The 18,401-nt window shown below is 35.8% G+C and carries 15 protein-coding genes; 13 read left to right on the forward strand and 2 right to left on the reverse strand.

The window, feature by feature from the left end; all coding sequences use genetic code 11:
• Nucleotides 1–78 precede the first annotated feature (78 nt).
• Genes purM through purD form a run of 4 tightly spaced genes read left to right on the forward strand, consistent with a single transcriptional unit; the run spans nucleotide 79 to nucleotide 4,550 of the window.
• A complete protein-coding gene (gene purM, locus COC46_RS12125; RefSeq protein ID WP_098809975.1) occupies nucleotides 79–1,116 on the forward strand; it encodes a phosphoribosylformylglycinamidine cyclo-ligase in 1,038 nt (345 codons plus the stop codon).
• Nucleotides 1,116–1,679: a phosphoribosylglycinamide formyltransferase gene (purN, locus tag COC46_RS12130; RefSeq protein ID WP_098809976.1), complete on the forward strand. Its 564-nt coding sequence runs from the start codon at nucleotides 1,116–1,118 to the stop codon at nucleotides 1,677–1,679. The genes purM and purN overlap by 1 nt, the downstream gene beginning before the upstream one ends.
• A 50-nt stretch (nucleotides 1,680–1,729) precedes the next feature.
• Nucleotides 1,730–3,265, forward strand: a complete 1,536-nt coding sequence (gene purH, locus COC46_RS12135) for a bifunctional phosphoribosylaminoimidazolecarboxamide formyltransferase/IMP cyclohydrolase (protein ID WP_098809977.1) — start codon at nucleotides 1,730–1,732, stop codon at nucleotides 3,263–3,265.
• Nucleotides 3,266–3,284: 19 nt separating this feature from the next.
• A complete protein-coding gene (gene purD / locus COC46_RS12140; RefSeq protein ID WP_098809978.1) occupies nucleotides 3,285–4,550 on the forward strand; it encodes a phosphoribosylamine--glycine ligase in 1,266 nt (421 codons plus the stop codon).
• 397 nt (nucleotides 4,551–4,947) lie between these two features.
• Here the strand turns inward: purD and COC46_RS12145 are convergent, their stop codons facing one another.
• Nucleotides 4,948–5,205 carry a YgaP family membrane protein gene (locus COC46_RS12145; protein ID WP_255294891.1) on the reverse strand — a complete coding sequence of 86 codons (258 nt, stop codon included), beginning with the start codon at nucleotides 5,203–5,205 and terminating at the stop codon, nucleotides 4,948–4,950.
• Nucleotides 5,206–5,426: 221 nt separating this feature from the next.
• Here COC46_RS12145 and pcrB point away from each other — a divergent pair, with 221 nt between their 5' ends.
• The 9 genes from pcrB to gatB all read left to right on the forward strand — a co-directional run bounded on the left by pcrB (nucleotide 5,427) and on the right by gatB (nucleotide 17,833).
• A complete protein-coding gene (gene pcrB, locus COC46_RS12150) occupies nucleotides 5,427–6,125 on the forward strand; it encodes a heptaprenylglyceryl phosphate synthase (protein ID WP_098809980.1) in 699 nt (232 codons plus the stop codon).
• Nucleotides 6,126–8,303 carry a DNA helicase PcrA gene (gene pcrA, locus COC46_RS12155; protein ID WP_098809981.1) on the forward strand — a complete coding sequence of 726 codons (2,178 nt, stop codon included), beginning with the start codon at nucleotides 6,126–6,128 and terminating at the stop codon, nucleotides 8,301–8,303.
• Between the two features lie 15 nt (nucleotides 8,304–8,318).
• Nucleotides 8,319–10,310 carry an NAD-dependent DNA ligase LigA gene (ligA, locus tag COC46_RS12160; protein ID WP_098809982.1) on the forward strand — a complete coding sequence of 664 codons (1,992 nt, stop codon included), beginning with the start codon at nucleotides 8,319–8,321 and terminating at the stop codon, nucleotides 10,308–10,310.
• Between the two features lie 74 nt (nucleotides 10,311–10,384).
• Nucleotides 10,385–11,587 carry a CamS family sex pheromone protein gene (locus tag COC46_RS12165; RefSeq protein ID WP_098809983.1) on the forward strand — a complete coding sequence of 401 codons (1,203 nt, stop codon included), beginning with the start codon at nucleotides 10,385–10,387 and terminating at the stop codon, nucleotides 11,585–11,587.
• A 203-nt stretch (nucleotides 11,588–11,790) separates the two neighbouring features.
• A complete protein-coding gene (gene pruA / locus COC46_RS12170; RefSeq protein ID WP_098809984.1) occupies nucleotides 11,791–13,338 on the forward strand; it encodes an L-glutamate gamma-semialdehyde dehydrogenase in 1,548 nt (515 codons plus the stop codon).
• Between the two features lie 446 nt (nucleotides 13,339–13,784).
• Nucleotides 13,785–14,312 (forward strand): deoxycytidylate deaminase, encoded by a 528-nt coding sequence (locus COC46_RS12175; protein WP_098809985.1) that lies wholly within the window; start codon nucleotides 13,785–13,787, stop codon nucleotides 14,310–14,312.
• A gap of 315 nt (nucleotides 14,313–14,627) precedes the next feature.
• Complete coding sequence (gene gatC, locus COC46_RS12180; RefSeq protein ID WP_069032659.1) at nucleotides 14,628–14,918, forward strand: Asp-tRNA(Asn)/Glu-tRNA(Gln) amidotransferase subunit GatC; 291 nt, start codon at nucleotides 14,628–14,630, stop codon at nucleotides 14,916–14,918.
• A 14-nt stretch (nucleotides 14,919–14,932) separates the two neighbouring features.
• Entirely contained in the window at nucleotides 14,933–16,387 is a 1,455-nt protein-coding gene (gene gatA / locus COC46_RS12185; protein ID WP_098809986.1) for an Asp-tRNA(Asn)/Glu-tRNA(Gln) amidotransferase subunit GatA, read from the forward strand.
• A 15-nt stretch (nucleotides 16,388–16,402) separates the two neighbouring features.
• A complete protein-coding gene (gatB, locus tag COC46_RS12190) occupies nucleotides 16,403–17,833 on the forward strand; it encodes an Asp-tRNA(Asn)/Glu-tRNA(Gln) amidotransferase subunit GatB (RefSeq protein ID WP_098809987.1) in 1,431 nt (476 codons plus the stop codon).
• A gap of 48 nt (nucleotides 17,834–17,881) precedes the next feature.
• Here gatB and COC46_RS12195 read toward each other — a convergent pair whose 3' ends face one another.
• Complete coding sequence (locus COC46_RS12195) at nucleotides 17,882–18,346, reverse strand: formate/nitrite transporter family protein (protein WP_098809988.1); 465 nt, start codon at nucleotides 18,344–18,346, stop codon at nucleotides 17,882–17,884.
• Between the last annotated feature and the right edge of the window lie 55 nt (nucleotides 18,347–18,401).

Here is an 18,401-nt window from a genome sequence, read left to right on the forward strand (position 1 = left end):
AAAAATAGAGGCGGTGATCAAAGTCGCCGCCTCTTTTGAATTGAATTATTCATAAGGAACGGAAGGGGAAATCATCACATGGCGAATGCATATAAACAAGCTGGAGTAGATATCGAAGCTGGCTATGAAGCAGTGAACAGAATGAAAAAACACGTTCAAAAAACAATGCGTCAAGAAGTTCTTGGTGGATTAGGAGGATTTGGAGGAATGTTTGATCTTTCTAAATTCAACTATAAAGAACCAGTTCTTGTATCAGGAACAGATGGAGTAGGAACAAAATTAAAATTAGCTTTCCAAATGGACCGTCACGATACGATTGGCATTGATGCAGTCGCGATGTGTGTGAATGATATTGTGGTTCAAGGAGCGGAGCCTTTATTTTTCCTAGATTACTTAGCAGTTGGAAAGGCTGTACCAGAACGAATTGAACAAATTGTTAAAGGTGTATCAGATGGCTGTATTCAAGCAGGCTGTTCTTTAATTGGAGGAGAAACTGCAGAAATGCCTGGTATGTATCCAGAAGATGAATATGATATTGCTGGTTTTGCAGTAGGGATTGCTGACAAGTCAAAGCTTGTAACAGGATTAAACATTAAAGAAGGAGATATCTTATTAGGAATCTCATCAAATGGTATTCATAGTAATGGATATTCTCTAGTTCGTAAGGTTTTATTAGAAAAAGGCGGCTTAACACTTGATCAACATATTGATAAATTAGGTCATACATTAGGTGAAGAACTGCTTCGCCCAACAAAAATCTATGTAAAACCAATCTTAAATGTCCTAAACAAGTTTGAAGTAAAAGGTATGGCTCATATTACTGGTGGCGGATTCATTGAAAATATCCCTAGAATGCTACCAGAAGGTATCGGCGCTGAAATTGATTATGGTTCATGGCCAATCCAACCAATCTTTGATTTATTAGAAGAGATTGGCGAATTAAAACGTGAAGAAATGTTTAATATTTTTAATATGGGTATTGGTATGGTTCTAGCTGTTAGCGAAGAGAACCTACATGAAACGATTAAACTAATAGAAGAAGACGGAGAAAAAGTATTTATTATAGGAAGAACAACATCAGGCGAAGGTGTAACCTTTGGTGGAGGTTCTCTGTAATGAAGAAGATTGCCGTATTTGCTTCAGGGAATGGCAGTAATTTCCAAGCCATTCTTGATGCAACTGTAAGCGGGGAATTAAATGCTGAAGTGAAATTACTTGTTTGTGATCGTCAAAATGCATATTGTATCGAACGAGCAAATCAAGCAAATATTCCTTCGTTTAACTTTACAGCGAAAGATTATGAATCAAAGGAGCAATATGAAAGTGAGATTATTGCCCATCTTAAAGAGTTAAATGTCGAATTTATCGTATTGGCTGGCTATATGAGACTAATTGGGTCGACAATTTTAGACTCATTTCCTGGTAAAATCGTAAATATTCATCCTTCATTTCTACCATTATTTCCTGGAAAAGACGCAATTGGTCAAGCTCTCCTAGCTGGTGTCGAATCGACTGGTGTAACGGTTCATTATGTCGATGAAGGAATGGATACTGGGCCAATCATAGCGCAAGAGGAAATTCTGATTGAAAAGGGAGACTCTAAAGAGACCCTTGAACAGAAGGTCCATAGTGTCGAGCACGTTTTATATGTGGAAACATTAAAGAAATTATTTAGTTAACTAGATTTAGATAAAGAGCATGAAATCGATTAGATAGGGGAATGTAGATCATGAAAAAACGAGCTTTAGTTAGCGTTTCAGATAAACAAGGGATTATTGAATTTGTAAGTGGATTAATTAAACATGATTTTGAAGTTATTTCAACAGGCGGAACGTTTAATTTATTAAAAGATGCTGGGTTAAATGTAATTGGTATTTCAGAAGTAACAAACTTTCCAGAAATTATGGATGGTCGTGTAAAAACATTACATCCTTCAATTCACGGTGGTTTACTTGGCGTTCGTTCAAACGAAGAACATATGCGCCAAATGAATGAATTAGGTATTCAACCAATTGATTTAGTTTGTGTGAATTTATATCCATTTAAAGAAACAATCATGAAACCTGATGTAACATTTGAAGATGCGATTGAAAATATCGATATCGGTGGTCCTACAATGCTTCGTTCAGCAGCTAAAAATCATGAGTTTGTATCTGTAGTGGTAGACCCGACTGACTATGAAGTAATTTTAGCTGAGTTAGCTGATCATAATACGGTTTCTATTGAAACGAATCGCAGATTAGCTGCAAAAGTTTTCCGTCATACTGCAGCTTATGATTCATTAATTTCTAATTATTTAACAGAGCAAGTAGGAGAAGAAAATCCTGAAAGCTATACTGTTTCTTATGAGTTAAAACAATCTTTACGCTATGGTGAAAATCCTCACCAAAAAGCAACATTCTATCGTGCGCAGGTGCCAACAGCTTCATCTATTGCTTATGCAGAGCAATTACATGGGAAAGAGCTTTCTTACAACAATATTAATGATGCAAATGAAGCACTAAATATCGTACGTGAGTTCTCAAATCCTGCAGTTGTCGCTGTAAAACATATGAATCCTTGTGGTGTGGGCGAAGGTACTACAATTGAAGAAGCTTATGATCGTGCTTATACTGCAGATCCAGTTTCAATTTTTGGCGGAATTATCGCGACAAACCGTGAAGTGGATGCTGTTACAGCTAAGAAAATGCATGAATTATTCTTAGAAATTATCATCGCTCCTTCATTTACTGAAGAGGCTTTAGAAATCTTAACTAGCAAAAAGAATTTACGTTTATTAACAGTAGACTTAGAAACTAAGCCTACATTTGCTCCTAAATTAACGACAGTACATGGTGGTTTACTACGTCAAGATATGGACACATTTGGAATAGATGAAGCAACAATTACAATTCCAACAAAACGTCAACCAACTGATGAAGAGTGGGAGAACTTAAAATTAGGTTGGAAAGTTGTAAAGCATGTTAAATCAAATGCAATTGTTTTAGCGAAGGATCATATGACGATCGGTGTTGGAGCAGGTCAAATGAACCGCGTAGGAGCTGCAAAAATTGCGATTGAGCAAGCTGGTGAAAAATCAAATGGTGCTGCATTAGCTTCAGATGCATTTTTCCCAATGAATGATACTGTAGAAGCAGCGGCTAAAGCTGGAATTACAGCAATTATTCAACCAGGTGGATCAATCAAGGACGAAGATTCAATTAAAAAAGCTGATGAATATGGAATTGCAATGGTCTTTACAGGAGTTCGTCACTTTAAACATTAAGAAATAAGGAGATGACAAGATGAAAGTATTAGTCATTGGTCGCGGAGGCCGTGAGCATACAATTGCTTGGAAGGTAAATCAATCAGAGAATGTAACGGACGTATTTGTTGCTCCAGGAAACGATGGAATGATTGATGTTGCAACACTTGTCAATATTGATGAAGGTGACAATGAAGCACTTATTGCATTTGCAAAAAAGGAAGAAATCGATTTAACAATCGTTGGTCCAGAAGTTCCGTTAATGAATGGAATTGTAAATGAATTTCGTGCTGCTAACTTAAAAGTATTTGGTCCAACGAAAGAAGCAGCAATTATCGAAGGAAGTAAAAGTTTTACAAAAGATTTAATGAAAAAATATGAGATCCCAACTGCAGCATATGAAACGTTTACTAACTTTGAAGAAGCAAAGGAATATGTTGAAAAAATGGGTGCACCAATCGTTATTAAAGCAGATGGTCTAGCAGCAGGTAAAGGTGTTGTTGTTGCGATGACTATTGAAGAGGCGATTGTAAGTCTTCATGATATGCTACTTGATGAAAAGTACGGTGATGCAAGTGCTTCTGTAGTAATTGAAGAATATTTAGAGGGCGAAGAGTTTTCATTAATGTCATTTGTGAATGGAAATCGGGTTTACCCTATGGTAATCGCACAAGACCATAAACGTGCTTATGACGGCGATAAAGGACCTAACACGGGTGGTATGGGTGCTTATTCACCAGTACCTCAAATCCCTGAATCAATCGTAGAACAATCTTTAAAAGAAATCGTTTTACCAGTTGCGGAAGCAATGATTTCTGAAGGTAGACATTTTACAGGAATCTTATATGCAGGTTTAATGTTAACAAGCCAAGGACCTAAAGTAATCGAATTTAATGCAAGATTCGGTGACCCTGAGACTGAAGTTGTTTTACCTCGTTTAGAGAGTGATTTAGCTGAAGTAATGTTAGCAATTTTAAATGAAGAAGAGATCCAATTAGAATGGTCAGAAGAAGCCGTTGTTGGAGTTGTACTAGCTGCAAATGGATATCCAGAGGTTCCAGAAAAGGGTGCTGTCATTAATGGATTAAATAATGTAAGTGATGAGACAATGGTTTTCCACGCAGGTACAAAGCTTGAAAATAACGAATTTGTAACAAACGGCGGAAGAGTATTAATCATTGCACATAAAGGAAGCTCAATTAACCAAGCTTGTGAAAATGTATATAAGCAAATTGATACGATTCAATCGACTGGCTTATTCTATCGCCACGATATTGCGCATAAAGCAATTAAAGTAAATAGTTAATCAGAAAGGGTCGTCTCAGACTGCCCGCCAAACGCTCGCTTTCTTCGTTGCTTCGCCTGTGAAGCGGTACTCATTACCGTTTAAGGTAACTCCGCTCCTCATCAGGCTTCGCGCCTCGAAAGACAAGCGCTCGCAATCTTCTTTTAGAATCAAATTTTTGGGACTTTGTCTACACACTGGGTCGTCAGCTTTGACGACTCTTTTTTTAGACTGTAAACAAACTAGTTTTAGAAAAACAAAAATCTAATTCAAGAAAAAATCGGTAAAAACCCGCTAGGAATCCTAATCTCTTCTAGCGGGTTTTTACCGATTTTTGAAACAGTTTCTTTTTCTTTAAAAATAAGAACTAATGTTCTGTGTTATCTATACATTCAAGTCCAGATTTGTTAAACTACTTTTATGAAGGTTGAATATAATCTTCGAATGAATCTTCCTCGTCATGTTTATCTGCCATAATCATACATTTCTTACCGAGTGCAGTCATTGGGCAAAAACGTAAAATTCCTTCTGCAACTTTCATGGCACCGATTATAATCAAAATGATTACAGAATTACTACATCTTCTGCGTGTAAGCTTTGCTGTGCCGTAAGCTAAAATAGTCAATCCAGCAGTTATACGTATAAGTGCATTTATTATGCTAATATTTGGTCTCAACAGTAACTCCCCTTATAATAAGTATCAGTGACTACATCACTCTTTACCATTTTTCCCTTTAATTGTTTCAATATCATAGGAAACAATTAGCATTTATTACTTAAAATGGGAGGTAGGGTTACTTTTCCTTTTTTAATAAGATACAATACATTTATATTTTTGATAAAAAAGTACTTATAAATAGATAAATTTATCGTTAAAAAACAATTCCGGAGGACAAAATGTACGATTATTCACAATGGAATCACATATTTAAATTAGATCCAAACAAAGAAATCTCTGATGATGAATTAGAAAAAATTTGCGAGTCAGGTACTGATGCAATATTAGTTGGAGGTACGGACGGTGTAACGCTAGATGATACGTTATCATTGTTAGTTAGAATTAGACGTTATGCAGTACCTTGTATATTAGAGGTTTCAAATCTTGAAGCAGTAACGCCGGGTTATGATTTTTATTTTATCCCGACAGTATTAAATAGTAATGATCCAAAGTGGATTGTTGGAATGCATCAGGAAGCAATGAAGGAATTTGCTCATTTAGTTCATGCTGAAGAATTGGTGATGGAAGGTTATTGTATTTTAAATGAAGAATGCAAGGCTGCAAAGCTGACTAGTGCAGTAACCGATCTTTCAGTAGAAGATATTGTGGCCTATGCGGAAGTTGCAGAGCAATTATTAAAACTACCTATTTTTTATTTAGAATATAGTGGCACTTATGGCTCACCACAGGTCGTAGAAGAGGTTTCAAAAGTAGTAAACAATACGAAATTATTCTATGGTGGAGGAATTTCATCAACTCAGCAGGCGATTGAGATGAAGGAATTTGCTGATACAATTGTTGTTGGGAACATTATATATGAAAACTTACAAGAAGCTTTACTTACTGTGAAAGCTGTGAATGAAGGAGCGACGAAATAAATGAAAACAGCAGAAGAATTATTGCAAGGCTTAAATCCTATGCAAAAAGAAGCCGTTAAAGCGGTTGATGGACCTTTATTAATTATGGCTGGAGCGGGTTCAGGTAAAACTCGAGTACTAACACATCGAATTGCATATTTATTAGGAGAAAAAGGCGTCGCTCCATGGAATATACTTGCGATTACATTTACAAATAAAGCAGCTAGAGAGATGCAAGAGCGTATTTTTAATTTAGTTGGAAAAGATGCAGAAGATATTTGGATTTCAACATTCCACTCTATGTGTGTTCGTATTCTGCGTAGAGATATTGATCGTATTGGAATTAATCGAAGCTTTTCTATTCTAGATACAACTGATCAACTAACAGTTATAAAAAACATTCTAAAAGAGAAAAACTTAGACTCAAAAAAATTTGAACCACGCAGTATTTTAGGTACAATCAGCAGTGCGAAAAATGAGCTTCAAACACCTGCTGATTACTCAAGAGATGCTTTTACACCATATGAAAAAATTGTTGGTGAAATTTATGTATCTTATCAGGATCGACTACGTAAAAATCATTCATTAGACTTCGATGATTTAATCATGATGACAATTAATTTGTTTGAACGTGTTCCAGAAGTACTACAGTATTATCAACGTAAATTTCAATATATCCATGTGGATGAGTATCAAGATACAAACCATGCTCAATATAAAATTGTAAAAATGCTAGCCGAACAATTTAAAAATATTTGTGTAGTTGGTGATTCAGACCAATCAATTTATCGCTGGCGTGGTGCAGATATTTCAAATATTCTCTCATTCGAGAAGGATTATGAAAAAGCACAAGTCATCTTGTTAGAACAAAATTATCGTTCGACTCAAACGATTCTTGATGCAGCGAATGCGGTAATTACGAATAATTCAAATCGTAAAGCGAAGAAACTGTGGACTGAAAATGGACAAGGTAATCCAATTCATTATTTTAGAGCTGCTTCAGAGCAGGATGAAGGATATTTCGTAGCTGGAAAGCTAGCACAATGGAAAAAAGAAGGAATTCATCAATATGGTGATTGTGCAATTCTTTATCGTACGAATGCTCAATCTCGTGCAATGGAGGAAGTGTTAGTTAAGTCTAATATTCCTTATAAAATGGTCGGTGGAGTAAAGTTCTATGATCGTAAAGAGATTAAGGACATACTAGCATACTTAAGATTTATAGCAAATCCAGATGATGAGATTAGTTTTTCAAGAATTATTAATGTGCCAAAACGTGGTGTAGGTGCTGCATCTGTTGATAAAATTATTAACTATAGCATAATGAATGACTTATCTTTATCTGATACTTTAGAGCAAATAGATTTCGTTGGATTAAGCGGGAAAATTACGAAAGCAATTGGCGATTTTCATGCTATGGCGAAAAACTGGCAGCAAATGCTAGATTATTTATCAGTAACTGAACTAGTAGAAGAAGTTTTAGATAAAACAGGCTATATTCAAATGTTAAAAGATGAAAATACAATTGAGTCTGCTTCTAGAATTGAAAATATTGAAGAGTTTTTAACCGTTACAAATGCTTTTGAAGAAAGTAGTGAAGATAAGAGTTTAGTATCATTTTTAACTGATTTAGCGCTTGTTTCTGATATCGATCAAGCTGATAAAGAAGAGTCACAAGCAGATGAAGTTATTCTTATGACACTTCACTCAGCGAAAGGACTAGAGTTCCCAGTTGTCTTTTTAATAGGCATGGAAGAAGGGATCTTCCCTCATAGTCGTTCATTAATGGATGAAGAAGAAATGGAAGAGGAAAGAAGACTAGCATATGTAGGGATAACGCGAGCGGAAAAAAACTTATATATTACAAATGCTCAAACACGTACACTCTATGGTCGCACTAGTGTGAACCAGGAATCTCGATTTATTAATGAAATTCCTGATGAACTTTTAGATCGTGCAAATAAGAAGGTTGTTACTGAGCGACGTGCTGTTTCTAGACCAGCAGTGGCAATGAGAACAACAGGTGGCGAGTCACTTGGATGGCGAGTTGGAGATAAAGCTTCTCACGGTAAATGGGGAATTGGCACAGTTGTAAGTGTAAAAGGAGAAGGCGAAGCAATGGAATTAGATATTGCTTTCCCAAGCCCTGTTGGTATTAAACGTTTATTAGCAAAATTTGCTCCAATTACGAAAGCGTAGAAGGGATGGTAGCTCATGGATCAAAAAATCATAGATAAAATTGAAGAACTACGAACAACATTAAATCAATACAACTATGAGTATTATGTATTAGATCAGCCATCAGTGCCAGATGCCGAGTATGACTCACTTTTACATGAATTAATTGGATTAGAAGAAAAATATCCTGAATTATTAACACCAGATTCTCCTTCTCAACGTATAGGTGGACAGGCAATTGATTTGTTTGAAAAAGTTGTTCATAGCCACCCTATGTTAAGCCTAGGAAATGCATTTAGTGAAGGGGATTTAAGAGATTTCGACCAAAGAATTAGACAAGATTCACAAGATGTAACGTATGTTTGTGAACTGAAAATAGATGGCTTAGCAGTTTCTCTCCAATATGAAAATGGACTGTTTGTCAAAGGGGCAACTCGTGGTGATGGTACAGTTGGAGAAGACATTACACATAATTTAAAGACGATTAAAGCAATTCCGTTAAGACTTACAGAACCAATCACAATAGAAGCTCGTGGTGAAGCATTTATGCCAAAAGCTAGCTTCGAAAAGGTGAATGAATCACGTGAGAAAAATGGTGAGGAATTATTTGCAAACCCAAGAAATGCAGCGGCCGGTTCATTGCGCCAACTTGATCCAAAAATAGTTGCAAAAAGAGATTTATCATTTTTTGTTTATGGGTTCCCTACTGCTGAGGAATTTTCGATTCAAAAGCATAGTGGGGCGCTAGACTATCTACAAAAGCTTGGATTTAAAACAAATGTATTCCGTAAAAAATGCCAGACAATTGATGAAGTAATTGAATACGTTGAGGAATGGAAGGAAAAACGCCCTTCATTACCTTATGAGATAGATGGAATCGTCATAAAAGTAGATGAATACAGTACTCAGAAAAAGTTAGGATCAACTGCAAAAGTACCAAGATGGGCTATTGCATTCAAATTCCCAGCTGAAGAGGTAGTAACAAAACTTGTTGATATTGAATTAAGTGTTGGACGTACAGGTGTGGTAACACCGACTGCAATTTTAGAACCTGTTCGTGTTGCAGGTACAGTCGTAAAACGTGCGTCGCTTCATAATGAAGATTTAATTAAAGAAAAAGACATTCGAATTGGTGACTCAGTTGTAATTCGAAAAGCTGGAGATATTATTCCAGAAGTAGTAAACGTACTATTAGATCGTCGTACGGGGAATGAACAGCCATTTGCGATGCCAACTCATTGTCCTTCATGTGATCATGAATTAATAAGAGTGGCCGGTGAGGTAGCACTACGATGTGTAAATCCATTCTGTCCGTCTCAAATTCGAGAAGGATTAATTCATTTTGCGTCTCGTGATGCAATGAATATTGATGGATTAGGTGAAAGGGTAGTATCACAATTATTCGAAGCAAATTTGATTAAGACTTTTACAGATCTATATCACCTAACGAAAGAACAATTATTGTCATTAGAACGTTTTGGAGAAAAGTCAGCAGATAAATTAATTTCTGCAATAGCGACATCTAAAGAAAATTCATTAGAAAAATTATTATTTGGTTTAGGTATTCGCCATGTAGGAGCTAAGGCAGCAAAAACATTAGCTCAGCATTTCCAAACAATTGATCGACTAATGGAAGCGTCAGTTGACGAAATAACAGGTATTAATGAAATTGGTTCAAAAATGGCTCAGTCAATTAATGATTATTTTTCACAAGACGAAGTAAAAGAATTAATTTCAACATTTAAGTCTGTTGGCGTAAATACTGAATATAAAGGCATTCAAATAGAAAATATTGACACTGATTCTCTTTTTGCTGGTAAAACAGTCGTATTAACTGGTAAGCTAGAACAGATGACTAGAAGTGAAGCTAAGAAGCAATTAGAAGCACTTGGTGCAAAAGTAGCTGGAAGTGTGAGTAAGAGTACTGATTTAGTCATTGCTGGTGAGGCTGCTGGTTCGAAATTAGATGCTGCACGTAAATTAAATATCGAGATTTGGGACGAAGAGAGAATGATTAAAGAGCTTTAGGCAGCAATAACTCTTTCAATCAACTAGAGGGCGGATTAATTTCGTTCACTTTATAAATAGAAGGTGTGAGTTAGATGAAGAAACGTATAGGAATGCTCCTATGTTGTTTTTCGCTCATCTTATCTGGCTGTTCCTTAACAATAAAGAATGAAGATAAGGTTGTACAAGAGAGCAAAAATAAAAAAGGGGAAGACGCGATTATCCCTCGTTATTCAATTTCAAATGATTACTACAAGACAATACTTCCGTTTAAACCTAGTACAACTAGGGGTGCTGTCGTTGCAAATGTCGATAATAGACTTGATATTAATGAATTTGAATTAGGTTTAATGCGAATTGTACAAGAGCAATATTCAACAAAAGATTACTTGTATCAAGAAGGACAATTATTAACAAAAAAAACGGTGGAATCTTGGCTGAATAGGAAGTATACTCCTGCACAATTTAAAGCAAAACAAGATGCACTTAAAGCAGCTAACTTAAATCCTAAGTCGATCAGGAATGATGGATTGAATCCAATTCAAACGGACACTAAAAACTTAAGTGAAGATGAAAAAGCTAAACAAGCTCCAATTTTCTTAAACCATATTTTAGAGCAGGATTATCTAAAAAAAGATGGAAATGAAGTGAAAGTTGAAGGAGTAGCAATTGGTTTAGCGATGAACTCTGTTTATTATTATCAAGAGGAGCATGGCTATCCAAGAGAGCTTAAAATTCCTCAGGATGAAATGTTAAAGCAAGGGAAAGCAATCGCTCAAGAAATTTTGACTAGATTACGTAAAATGGATGAATTTAAGAATATCCCGATCACTTTTGCTATTTTCCGTCAGCAAAGCCAATCATCTGTTGTGCCTGGAAACTATGTTTCAATGACTTCAGTTTCAGGAAATGACTTCACAATAAGCAACTGGGATAAAATAAATGAGAAGTATTATTTATTCCCATCGGCGGCTGCAACGGCAGATTACCGTGATGATGCAATGAAAATGGTTAATTTTAAATCAGATATAGAAAATTATTTTCCTAATTATACTGGTGTAGTGGGCACTGGATTTTATAAGGATAATGAATTAATACAACTAAAAATTGATATACCTATGCAATTTTATGGTAAGGCAGAAGTCATAGCCTTTACTCAATATGTTGCGGGACTTATGATGGACCATTTCCCTTCATACTTAAAGGTTGAGACAAATATTTTCTCATCAAATGGTCAGGAAGCGCTCATAGTAAAAGAAGTAGATGCTAAAGAGCCGAGTGTGCATATTTATAACTAAAGGGAAGAGGTTTGCTCTTCCTTTTTTTTCTATTATAGGGAAGAATCTGTAAGCGTTTCATATTTGAAGAATATATAGGAATATTGTATTATGTAATTGTGAGTTTTTTATATAGTAGTTATTCTACTAGCAATTGACTGAAAAATTTGATAGAAAAACGTTTACAGTTATTGCTATTTTCAATCTAAAGGGGGATTTATTCAATGGTTATACCTTACAAACATGAGCCATTTACAAACTTTGGCTTAGAGGAAAATCAAGAACAATACAAACAAGGATTAGCAAAAGTTTCATCTTACTTAGGTGAAAAATATCCGCTAATCATTGGTGGAGAGCGTATCTTTACAGAAGAACAAATCGTATCTGTAAATCCTTCAAATCATAAAGAAGTAATAGGTTCTGTATCTAAAGCAAGCCGTGACTTAGCTGAAAAAGCTATGCAAATTGCTGATACAACATTTAATACATGGAAAAAAGTTAAACCTGAAGTTCGTGCTGACATTTTATTCCGTGCGGCTGCAATTATTCGTCGTCGTAAACACGAATTCTCAGCTTTATTAACAAAAGAAGCTGGTAAGCCTTGGAACGAAGCAGATGCTGATACAGCTGAAGCAATCGATTTCTTAGAGTTCTACGCTCGTCAAATGTTACAATTAAAAGACGGAATTCCTGTTGAAAGCCGTCCTGGTGAATATAACCGTTTCAACTACATTCCATTAGGAGTTGGTGTTGTAATCTCTCCTTGGAACTTCCCATTTGCAATCATGGCGGGAACAACTGTAGCTGCTGTAGTAACAGGTAACACTGTACTATTAAAACCAGCAAGTACAACTCCAGTAGTAGCTTACAAATTCTTAGAAGTATTAGAAGAAGCTGGATTACCAGCAGGTGTTGTAAACTTCGTACCAGGTAGTGGTGCTGAAGTTGGTGACTACTTAGTTGATCACCCACGCACTCGTTTCATCAGCTTTACTGGTTCTAAAGAAGTAGGTATCCGTATCTATGAGCGTGCTGCAAAAGTTAACCCAGGTCAAATCTGGTTAAAACGTGTTATCGCTGAAATGGGCGGAAAAGATACAATGGTAATTGATAAAGAAGCTGATTTAGAATTAGCGGCTAAATCAATCGTTGCATCTGCATTCGGTTTCTCTGGTCAAAAATGTTCAGCATGTTCTCGTGCAGTAATTCACCAAGATGTGTATGATCAAGTTCTTGCTCGTGCAATCGAATTAACAAACGAATTAACAGTTGGAAACCCTGAAGATCAATCAACTTACATGGGTCCAGTTAATGACCAAGCTGCTTTCAATAAAGTAATGAGCTACGTACAAATCGGACGCGAAGAAGGCCGTGTAGTAACAGGTGGAGAAGGAGACGATTCTACTGGTTGGTTCATCAAACCTACAATCGTTGCTGACGTTAAAGAAGATGCACGTTTAATGAAAGAAGAAATCTTTGGACCAGTTGTAGCATTCTGCAAAGCTAAAGACTTTGATCACGCTTTAGAAATTGCTAACAACACAGAATACGGTTTAACAGGTGCTGTTATTTCTAACAACCGTGCAAACATCGAAAAAGCACGCGAAGATTTCCACGCTGGTAACTTATACTTCAACCGTGGATGTACTGGTGCGATCGTTGGTTACCAACCATTTGGTGGATTTAACATGTCAGGTACTGACTCAAAAGCAGGCGGACCAGACTACTTAGTTCTTCACATGCAAGGTAAAACAACTTCAGAAATGCTTTAATAAATAAGTTAGGCTTGTCTTATGGACATGCTTTAATAGAAGAAACCCACGAAGAAGTATCTTTGTGGGTTTCTTTTTGTTCTTATTAGATCGGTCATTTATCAAAAAGCTTAGGTTAAATAGACTTTTGTCTATAGTATGACTAAATATGGAATATTTTTTAAAACATCCTGTTGTTCCGTAAAAAATGTATTCTAGCCATTAGTATAATAGGTGAAAGGAATTTAATAAAAGCAAGAATAGAGGACTTTTTAGCATGAATCCTAAAAAAAAATTCTTGAAATTCTACGACTTTATTATGTTAATTTTAATTTTTTGTCTCATGATTACGAGCGCTCTTTTTGTTATGACTAATACTTTACACATATTACATCCAACTAAGCCCTTCTCCATATTATTATGCTATAATTTTAAGTGATCAATAGTGAACTGAGAGAAGGGATATTATGCAAATTTTACAGAAAATTATTCAATTAGTAGATTCAATTCCATTAGGGACTCGTGATGATTGGGATTCTTATTTTTTAGGACAAGCATTTATTACTTCTCTTCGTTCAACATGTGGAAGTAGAAGGGTCGGAGCAGTTATTGTAAGTGATAATAGAATTATTGCTTCTGGGTATAATGGATATCCAAAGGGAGCTAAGCATTGCATTGATGGTGGATGCCCTCGCTTTGCTGCTCGTCAAGAAGGTTTATTAGATAGTGGCAAATACTCTGATGATTATCCATGTGATGCTTTCCATGCTGAAGAAAATGCAATTTATCAATTAGTGCAATCGGGAATTCAAAAAACGAAAGGTGACAATTGGACAATATATTGTACAACTGCGCCGTGTAGGGCTTGTGCGAAAATGATAAATGGCGCGGGCATTACTAGGGTTGTTTATAATGTAGGTTATCCGGATGATTATTCAATTGAGTATTTTAAGAAATATGGAATTGAACTAACACGAATACCTTCTGAAAAATAGTAAATTCAATTTTAAACAAACGTTTGATTTGTTTTTATAGTTTTAAAATTTCAGTGTGTAAATAGATTTGATTTCAGACTGATTGAAGATGTTTGTCTTTCGAAGTGTAAGGTCGGACCTGGAACATGATTACCTTTAGAGGTATTGAACATTGGTCATTCCGGCGAAACTAAGAAGAAAGCGAACGTTTTTTTGACGGTCTGAAATTTTTTTATTTATTTTAATTGGATTTAAGTGGAATGTTGCCCGACACATGGGAAATTTGGTATTATCAGTATATTGTATGTTGTGCGAATAATATGGAGGTGCATATAAATGTCAAAAATTACAATGGAGCAAGTTAAGCACGTTGCTCATTTAGCGCGTTTAGCGGTGACTGAAGAAGAAGCAGAGAAGTTTTCAAAACAACTTGGAGCAATTTTAGATTTTGCTGAGCAGTTAGGTGAACTTGATACAACAAATGTGAAACCAACTACACATGTTCTAAAAATGCGTAATGTATTACGTAAAGATGAGCCTGGTAAAGGTTTACCAATTGAAGAGGTACTGAAAAATGCACCAGACCACAAAGATGGACAAGTTAAAGTACCGTCAATATTGGATTAAGGGGGGGAATTAGAATGTCATTATTTGAATATACAGTTTCAGAATTACATAGCAAATTAAAAACAAAAGAGATTAAAGTAGAAGAATTAGTAAATGAATCTTATGAGCGAATTTCTGCAGTTGATGGTGAAGTAAAATCATTTTTAACTTTAAATGAAGAAAAAGCGCGTCTACAAGCAAAAGCACTTGATGAAAAACCTTGGGATGAGACTCGTGGAATCCTTGCTGGTATGCCTATTGGTGTAAAAGATAATATTGTTACAAAAGGACTTCGTACTACTTGTGCGAGTAAAATTCTTGAGAATTTCAATCCAATTTATGATGCGACAGTTGTAACGAAATTAGCACAAGCTGAAAGCATCACGATCGGAAAATTAAATATGGATGAATTTGCAATGGGTTCATCAAATGAAAATTCTGCTTTCGGTGGTACTCGTAACCCTTGGAATACTGAGTATGTACCTGGTGGAAGTAGTGGTGGATCTGCAGCATCAGTTGCTGCTGGAGAAGTATTATTCTCTTTAGGTTCTGACACAGGTGGTTCAATCCGTCAGCCAGCTTCATTCTGTGGGGTTGTTGGTTTAAAACCTACATATGGTCGTGTATCTCGTTCTGGATTAGTAGCATTTGCTTCTTCTTTAGATCAAATTGGTCCAATTACTAGAAACGTAGAAGATAATGCACTATTATTACAAGCAATCTCAGGATTAGATGCAAGTGATTCAACTTCAGCAAATGTAGAAGTTCCTTCATTTGTGCAGAGCTTAACAGGTGATGTAAAAGGTCTTCGTATTGCTGTTCCTAAAGAATATTTAGGTGAAGGAGTAGGAGAAGAAGCTCGTGCATCTGTAATGGCTTCCTTAAAATTATTAGAAAGCTTAGGTGCAACTTGGGAAGAGGTTTCATTACCACATTCTAAATATGCATTAGCTACATATTACTTAATTTCTTCATCAGAAGCATCAGCTAACCTAGCACGTTTTGACGGTATTCGTTATGGTCACCGTGCAGCGGATGTAGAGAACTTAATTGATCTTTATAAGAAAACAAGAGCTGAAGGCTTTGGTGATGAAGTAAAACGCCGTATCATGTTAGGTACTTATGCATTAAGTTCTGGTTACTATGACGCTTACTATAAAAAGGCGCAACAAGTACGTACATTAATCAAAGAAGATTTCGAGAAAGTATTTGAAAACTATGATGTTATTATTGGACCAACTACGCCAACTCCTGCATTTAAAGTAGGAGAAAAAGTAAGTGATCCAATGACAATGTACGCAAATGATATTTTAACAATTCCGATTAACTTAGCTGGTGTTCCTGCCATTTCTGTTCCTTGTGGTTTCCATAATGGTTTACCATTAGGATTACAAATTATCGGTAAACATTTTGATGAGTCTACTATTTACAAAGTTGCTCATGCATACGAGCAAGCAACAGACTTTACAAAACAAAGACCACAACTATAAGGAGGCGCGGGAAAGATGAATTTTGAAACGATAATTGGTTTAGAAGTGCACGTAGAATTAAAAACAAAATCAAAAATCTTCTCACCAAGCCCTAATGCGTTTGGTGCAGATCCAAATACTAACACTGGTGTAATCGATTTAGGCTACCCAGGTGTGTTACCAGTATTAAATGAAGAAGCTGTAAACTTTGGTATGAAAGCTGCAATGGCACTAAATTGTGAAATTGCAACTGAAACAAAATTTGACCGTAAAAACTACTTCTATCCTGATAATCCAAAAGCTTACCAAATCTCTCAATTTGATAAACCAATTGGAGAAAATGGTTGGATTGAAATCGAAGTAGGTGGCAAAAAGAAACGTATCGGTATTACGCGCGTTCATTTAGAAGAGGATGCTGGAAAATTAAATCATACGGATGAAGGTTATTCTTTAGTAGACTTTAACCGTCAAGGAACTCCATTAATTGAAATCGTTTCTGAGCCAGATATGAGAACTCCTGAAGAGGCTTATGCATACTTAGAAAAACTTAAGTCAATTATTCAATTCACTGGCGTTTCTGACGTGAAAATGGAAGAAGGCTCTCTTCGTTGTGATGCAAACATCTCATTACGTCCATTTGGACAAGAGAAGTTTGGTACGAAATCAGAGTTAAAGAACTTAAACTCGTTTGCTTTCGTGCAAAAAGGTTTAGAGCATGAGCAAGTTCGTCAAGAAAAAGTATTATTATCTGGTGGAATCATCCAACAAGAAACACGTCGTTACGATGAGGCTACAAAAACTACCATCCTAATGCGTGTAAAAGAAGGATCAGATGATTATCGTTACTTCCCAGAGCCAGACTTAGTTGAATTATACATTGATGACGAGTGGAAAGAACGTGTTCGTAATAGTATTCCGGAGCTTCCAGATGCTCGTCAAAAACGATATGTAGAACAACTTGGCTTACCTGCATATGATGCGATGGTATTAACTTTAACAAAAGAAATGTCTGATTTCTTCGACGCTACTGTAAATAATGGTGCTGATGCAAAATTAGCGTCTAACTGGTTAATGGGTGAAGTTTCAGCATACTTAAATAAATCTCAAAAAGATTTCCATGAAGTAGCTTTAACACCTGAAAACTTAGCTAGCATGCTTAAATTAATTACAGACGGCACAATCTCGTCTAAAATTGCGAAAAAGGTATTCACTGAGCTAATCGAAAACGGTGGAGACCCGAATGAAATTGTAAAAGCTAAAGGTTTAGTACAATTGTCTGATGAAGGTGCTCTTCGCACAATCGTTATTGAAACACTTGATGCGAATCCACAATCAATTGAAGACTTTAAAAATGGTAAGGACCGTGCTATTGGTTTCCTTGTTGGTCAAATGATGAAAGCAACTAAGGGTCAAGCTAACCCACCATTATTAAATAAGATTTTAATGGAAGAAATTCAAAAAAGATAAGTATCTAAAAAAAACTACGGGCATTATTACGCTCGTAGTTTTTTGTGGTTAAAATGCATCAATAATATTGTTTGCTTGGTGGTGCATACAAATGGATATCCATTTCACTGTTGGATCATTATATAATCCAGATAAATGGATTAATAAAGAGAAGCAAAAAGTACCAATTATATTCCCTAAGTAAGTTATAAGCCATAAATGAAACACTTCTGGCCACTTCATTTTTCCTCTAATAGCAGTAAAGGCAAAATAAAATATGTTTCCTACGAAAAGGTCAGTACCTCCGTATGCGATGAGGAGAATGGCTACACCAAATGTGATCGCAGCCATAGGAAAGGCAAAAAGTGAGTGTTCATTAAAAAAATTGCTTGATTTAAATGCTACAATCACTCCGAAGCCTATGAATATACTAGCCATTATTGCTCTTAATAAAAAACGAAAAATGCTCTCACGGTATACTTTTAACTTCTTTAATGCAAAATGCTCTACATTCACTAACGGTTTGTTTTCCATCATTATCAATCCTTAATTCTACTTTAATGTGTTTATCATCAATATGTACTATAAT

This window comes from Bacillus sp. AFS041924, from assembly GCF_002577195.1.
Classification (GTDB): Bacteria; Bacillota; Bacilli; order Bacillales; family Bacillaceae_G; genus Gottfriedia.